Here is a 6192-nt window from a genome sequence, read left to right as displayed (position 1 = left end):
ACCACCAGTTCAGGAAAATCCCCCACTGAGCGTAGCACGATTTGCAGCACGCCTTGCACGGCCACGGGCGCATATACGGTCTTAGCCACTTCGTCCTCTCCCGCCGTCGCGCTGGTCGCGCCAATCACGGCATAGTTACCACCGATCATTGACTTAGTTTCAGCCTACTTAGAACTGCGGCTTCGGGTAGGTTCAGGCACCGTAAGGATAGGGTTGAACCGAAGGGATAGTGGCATAGCGCCTTTCAGCCCTGAGTGGATTTCGTCCGGTCAAATTTCGCCCTTCAAGGGACCAAAACACAGCGCACGATTCGCCGACCCCGCTTGGCAGGGGGGGGGGGGGCAAAGTTCCGGAATTTAGTCATAATTCAGCATATAATTCCAAAATGTCGCCAAATTCAGAACCCGTTTTCTCCTTGCAAATATCTACAATCTCTGTCGTGATATGCGTGTAAAGCGGGAAGCCGCCAGAGTTCAGGAGAAGACAATGTTCAGGACCATCACAATCGCCGGAACCATCTCGGCCCAAGGCACTGTCGTGCGCGACCACAGCGACGGACGGGTGACAATCAACACCGGCGCGCAACTGCTGACCGGCTGGCCGGTGCGGCGCATGATCCGCGGCGCGCTGACGGCGCTGGTGCTGGGCTTGGGCTTTGTGGCCGCCCAACCGCAGACCGCCACCGCGCAGGCGCTGCTCAACGTCAGCTACGACCCGACCCGAGAGCTTTATACCGATATCGACAAGGCCTTCTCGGACTACTGGGTGGCGCAGGGCAATCCGGCCCCGCAACTGCAAGCCTCGAACGGCGGTTCGGGCGCGCAAGCCCGTGCGGTGATCGAGGGGCTGGATGCGCAGGTTGTCACGCTGGCCCTGTCGGCGGACATCGACAAGATTGCCAAGGCGGGCAAACTGTCGGCCGATTGGCAGACCAGACTGCCGCACAACTCCTCGCCCTATACCTCGACCATTGTGTTTCTGGTGCGCCATGGCAACCCCAAGGCGATCAAGGACTGGGGTGATCTGGTGAAGGATGGCGTCGAAGTCATCACGCCAAACCCCAAGACCTCGGGCGGGGCGCGCTGGAACTATCTGGGCGCCTGGGCCTGGGCGGAAAAGAATGGCCAAGATCCCAAGGCCTTCGAAAAGGCGCTGTATTCCCACGTCCCGGTTCTGGACAAGGGGGCCCGCGACTCCACCACCACCTTCACCCAGCGCGGCATCGGCGACGTTCTGCTGGCCTGGGAGAACGAGGCGTTCCTGGCCCAAAAGGAATTGGGCGCCGATCAGTATGACATCATCGTGCCGTCGATTTCGGTTCTGGCCGAACCGCCGGTGGCCGTGGTGGATGCCAACATCCATGACGATGGCCAAAAGAAGCTGGCCGAGGCCTATCTGAACTTCCTCTACACCCCGGAAGCCCAAGCCATCATCTTCAAGGACTTCTACCGCGGCTGGGATACCTCCAAGGCCGATCCTGCCGATGTGGCGCGCTTCCCCAAGCTTGATCTGGTCGACATCAGCCACTTCGGCGGCTGGGCCAAGGTTCAGCAGGAACAATTCGCCGACGGCGGCGTGTTCGACCAGATCTACCAAGCCAAGTAATCCTCCGGCAGCAGTGAGAGTTTGATGGGCAAGCCCCTCGTTCACAGATCCCCGATTCCCGGCCTTGGACTCTCGGCCGGGATTACCCTTACGATGCTGAGCCTGATGGTCTTGCTGCCGATCGCCGCGCTGCTGGTGCAGGGCCTGTCGAACGGAGTGCCGGCCTTGTTCGCGGCGGTGAACACGCCGCGCACCTGGGCGGCGCTGTATCTGTCGTTCCGGCTGTCTTTGGTGGCCGCGCTGTTCAACCTGATCTTCGGCGTGGTTCTGGCCTGGGTTCTGGTGCGCTACCGCTTTCCGATGCGCAAGCTGCTGGATGCCTCTGTCGACCTGCCCTTTGCCTTGCCAACGGCGGTGGCGGGCATCGCCCTGACCGCCCTTTACGCCCCGAATGGCGCCTTCGGAGCCATTGCCAAGGACTGGGGCTTCAAGATCGCCTACACCCAATGGGGCATCCTGATCGCCCTGATCTTCGTGGGCCTGCCCTTCGTCACCCGCACCGTCCAACCCGTCATCGAAGAGATCGAGCGCGAGGTTGAAGAAGCCTCTGCCACGCTCGGGGCCACCCGCGCCTACACGTTGCGCCGGGTGATCCTGCCGATGCTGGCACCCGCCGCCCTGACCGGCTTTGCGCTGTCGCTGGCGCGGGCGGTTGGCGAATACGGTTCGGTGATCTTCATCGCGGGCAACATCCCGTTGAAGACGGAAATTGCCCCCCTGCTGATCGTCATCAAGCTGGAAGAATACAACGACGCCGGCGCCGCAGCCATTGGCATCGCCATGCTGGTGATCTCCTTCGGGATGCTGTTTGTCATCAACGCCGTGCAAGTTTATAGCCGCCGGAGGATTGGCCATGTCTGACCTTGCCGTCACCGCGTCGCCCAAGGCCTTCAAACCGGTCGCCACCGAGGTGCCCTGGGTGCGCTGGCTCTTGACGGCGCTGGTGCTGGTGGTGCTGGGGCTCCTGCTTTTCGCCCCGCTGTTCACCGTGTTCTACGAAGCCTTGCACGACGGCATCGGCGCCTCGCTTGCCAGTCTGGCCAACCCGGAATCGCAATCGGCGATCCGGCTGACCCTGCTGGTGGCCGTCTTCGCCGTGCCTTTGAATGCCATCTTCGGCGTGGCCGCGGCCTGGCTGATCACCAAATACAGCTTTCGCGGCAAGGCGGTGCTGATCACGCTGATCGACATCCCCTTCTCGGTTTCGCCGGTCGTTGCGGGCCTGTGCATCGTTTTGACCTTCGGGGCGAATTCGTGGTTCGGCTCATGGCTGGTGGCGCACGGCATGCAGGTGGTGTTTGCGGTGCCGGGCATCGTGATGGCCTCGATGTTCGTGACCTTCCCTTTTGTCGCCCGCGAGCTGATCCCGGTGATGATCGAACAGGGCAAGGCCGAAGAAGAGGCCGCCCTGTCGCTGGGCGCCAGCGGCTGGCGGGTGTTCTTCACCGTCACCCTGCCCAACATCCGCTGGGCGCTGATGTACGGCGTCCTTCTCTGCAACGCCCGCGCGATGGGCGAATTCGGGGCCGTCTCGGTCGTCTCGGGCAAGATCCGCGGCCTGACCGCCACCATGCCGATTTCGATCGAAATGCTGTATAACGAGTATTCCTCGGTTGCCGCCTTTACCCTTGCCGCCGTTCTGGCCCTGTTGGCCCTTGTGACGCTGGCCCTGAAAACCCTGCTGGAATGGCGCTATGCCGACCAGTTGGCCGCAAACCACCGCCATTAGGAGGCAGCGATGCAGATCGAAATCGACGAGATTTCCAAAGAGTTCGGCACCACCGCCGCGCTGACGCCGGTGTCGCTGACCATCCCGTCGGGGGCGTTGGTGGCATTGCTGGGGCCTTCGGGGTCGGGCAAGACAACGCTCCTGCGCATCTTGGGCGGCCTTGAATTCCCCACCTCGGGCCGTGTCCTGTTTGACGGCTCGGACGCCACAGCCCTGACCGTGCAGGAACGGCGGGCGGGCTTTGTCTTCCAAAGCTATGCCCTCTTCCGCCACATGACGGTGTTTGAAAACATCGCTTACGGGTTGCGCGCCCGCCCCCGCGCCACCCGCCCGCCCGAGGCGGAGATTTCCCGCCGCGTCAACAAGCTGCTGGACCTGATCCAGTTGCCGCAGATCGGCGCCCGCTATCCGACCCAGCTGTCGGGCGGCCAGCGCCAGCGCGTGGCCCTCGCCCGCGCCTTGGCGATCGAGCCGCGGATGCTGCTGCTCGACGAACCTTTCGGCGCGCTGGACGCCAAGGTGCGCAAGGAACTGCGCCAGGGCTTGCGCGACATCCATGACACCACCGGCCTGACCACCGTCTTCGTCACCCATGATCAGGACGAGGCGATGGAACTGGCCGATCTTGTGGTCGTCATGTCGCAATCGCCGACGGGGGGCCGGATCGAGCAGATCGGCCGCCCACACGACATCCGCGCCAAGCCCGCCTCGGCCTTCGTGCGCGATTTCATCTCAGCCTGACAGGTAACAAGCTTTCATGGACCAGATTGACCGGCGTATCCTGACCGAACTGCAGCGTGACGCCACGCTGCCCATCGTGGAACTGGCAAACCGGGTGGGCCTTTCCGCCTCGCCCTGCTGGAAGCGGGTGCAAAAGCTGGAGCGGACCGGCGTGATCATCGGCCGCGTGGCCCGGGTCGACCCGCACAAGCTGGGCCTTGGCCTGACCGTGCTGGTCGAGGTCACGGCCATGGATCACTCTGCGCAGTGGCGGGATGCGTTTCTGGACGCGGTGCGATCCTCGCCCGAGGTGATGGAGGTGCTGCGGCTGGGCGGTGACGCCGATTATGTGCTGCGGGTCACGGTATCGGATACCCAGACCTACGACGCCTTCTACCGCCGCTTCACCGCTGCGGTTCCGGTCCGTGCGGTGCGGTCCAGTTTTGTGATGGAGACGGTCCACGCCAAGGCCAGCCTGCCGCTGCCGGAAGTCGCGTGATTGAGGGTCAGACAGGATGGGCGATCTTGGCCATCCTGTCTGATCCCGTCCGTTACCCGCGCAGATCGGCGGGCAGCAGCGCGTCGGGCATGTTCTGATAGGCCACCGGGCGCAGCCAGCGCCGGATCGACAGGGTCCCGACCGAAGTCGCGCCGAAGTTGGTGCTGGCCGGGTAGGGGCCGCCATGCACCTGACTGTCCACCACCTCAACCCCGGTCGGGAAGCCATTGGCCAGAACCCGACCCGCCTTGCGCTCCAGCACGGGCATCAGCGACTGGCCGAGCGCGGTATCTGCGTCATCCAGATGCAGGGTGCAGGTCAACTGCCCCTCAAGGCTCTGAGCCACTTCGAGCATCTGGCTGGCATCCTTGACCCGGACGATCAGACCCAAGGGGCCGAAGACCTCTTCCGACAGGGCATGGTTGCCCAGCCAGTCATCGCCCGAGACCTCGAACAGATAGGGCGTGGCATGGCGTAGGTCGCAGACCGAGGTCACAATCGCCTGCACGCCGACCTGTGCGGCCACCCGGTCGCGGCCCGCCCGATATGCGGCGGCGATGCCATCGGTCAGCATGGTCTGCGCACCCACCTGGCCCACCGCCTCCTTGGCGGCGGCGATGAAGGCCTGCGCTTGCGGTCCGTCGATCACCACGGCGATTCCTGGATTGGTGCAGAACTGCCCCGCACCCATGGTCAATGACCCCGCCCAACCCTTTGCAATCGCGTCGCCCCGGGCAGCCACTGCATGGGGCAGCAGGAACATCGGGTTCACCGAGCCCAATTCCCCAAAGAACGGAATAGGCTCCGGCCGCCGCTGGCACAGGTCAAACAGCGCCCGACCGCCACCCAGCGAGCCGGTAAAGCCCACCGCCTTGATCAGCGGGTGCTGCACCAACGCCTCGCCCACATCGCGCTTGCCGCCTTGCACCAGGCTGAAGACGCCGGGATGCAGGCCACAGGCCAGAATGGCCGTCTCGATCGCCTGCGCCACGATCTCTGCCGTGCCGGGATGGGCAGAGTGGCCCTTCACCACGACAGGGCAACCCGCCGCCAGCGCCGAAGCCGTGTCGCCGCCCGCGGTGGAGAAGGCCAAGGGGAAGTTCGAGGCGCCAAACACGGCCACCGGCCCGATCGGACGCTGCACCATCTTGATGTCCGGCCGTGCCGCGGGCTTGCGGTCCGGCTGGGCCGCATCGTGGCGGCGGTCCAGATATTTGCCGTCGCGGATATGGCTGGCAAACAGGCGCAACTGGCCGGTCGTGCGGCCCCGCTCCCCTTCCAGCCGCGCGGTGGGCAGGCCGGTTTCGCTGGTGCCGATCGCGGTGATCTCTACCCCGCGCGCCTCGATCTCGTCGGCGATCCGCTCCAGAAACACGGCGCGCTGCTCGCGGCTCAGCGCCGAATAGCTGGGATAGGCCGCTTCGGCGGCCAGCACGGCAGCATCGACATGGGCCGGGGTCCCGACCGAGAAGGTCAGCGCCTCTCCCGTCGCCGGGGAGGAGTGGAACGTGCTTTCGCCCGCAACCCATTGGCCTGCGATCAGGTGTTTTCCGGTCAGCATCTTGGTCTCCTTGATCAGCCGCCGGGGGACGTCACGTCCCCCGGACCCCCTGTGGGATATTTGTGCAAGTATGAAAGG

The 6192-nt window shown here is 64.3% G+C and carries 6 protein-coding genes; 5 read left to right on the top strand and 1 reads right to left on the bottom strand.

The window, feature by feature from the left end; genetic code table 11:
• The first annotated feature begins 486 nt into the window (after positions 1 to 486).
• From AC1Y2B_RS12925 to AC1Y2B_RS12905, 5 genes are read left to right on the top strand one after another with little or no spacing between them, the layout of a single operon-like run.
• A complete protein-coding gene (locus AC1Y2B_RS12925; RefSeq protein ID WP_482253509.1) occupies positions 487 to 1605 on the top strand; it encodes a sulfate ABC transporter substrate-binding protein in 1119 nt (372 codons plus the stop codon).
• 24 nt (positions 1606 to 1629) lie between these two features.
• Positions 1630 to 2466 carry a sulfate ABC transporter permease subunit CysT gene (gene cysT, locus AC1Y2B_RS12920; RefSeq protein ID WP_482253508.1) on the top strand — a complete coding sequence of 279 codons (837 nt, stop codon included), beginning with the start codon at positions 1630 to 1632 and terminating at the stop codon, positions 2464 to 2466.
• A complete protein-coding gene (gene cysW, locus AC1Y2B_RS12915) occupies positions 2459 to 3334 on the top strand; it encodes a sulfate ABC transporter permease subunit CysW (protein ID WP_482253507.1) in 876 nt (291 codons plus the stop codon). Before cysT ends, cysW begins: the two co-directional genes overlap by 8 nt.
• 9 nt (positions 3335 to 3343) lie before the next feature.
• Complete coding sequence (locus AC1Y2B_RS12910; protein WP_482253506.1) at positions 3344 to 4075, top strand: sulfate/molybdate ABC transporter ATP-binding protein; 732 nt, start codon at positions 3344 to 3346, stop codon at positions 4073 to 4075.
• 16 nt (positions 4076 to 4091) lie between these two features.
• Positions 4092 to 4553 carry an Lrp/AsnC family transcriptional regulator gene (locus AC1Y2B_RS12905; RefSeq protein ID WP_482253505.1) on the top strand — a complete coding sequence of 154 codons (462 nt, stop codon included), beginning with the start codon at positions 4092 to 4094 and terminating at the stop codon, positions 4551 to 4553.
• A 52-nt stretch (positions 4554 to 4605) separates the two neighbouring features.
• Here the strand turns inward: AC1Y2B_RS12905 and AC1Y2B_RS12900 are convergent, their stop codons facing one another.
• Positions 4606 to 6114, bottom strand: a complete 1509-nt coding sequence (locus AC1Y2B_RS12900) for an aldehyde dehydrogenase (NADP(+)) (protein ID WP_482253504.1) — start codon at positions 6112 to 6114, stop codon at positions 4606 to 4608.
• Positions 6115 to 6192: the final 78 nt, after the last annotated feature.

The sequence above is a fragment of the Stagnihabitans sp. genome, from assembly GCF_964946895.1.
This window is presented reverse-complemented; position numbering and strand designations above follow the sequence as displayed.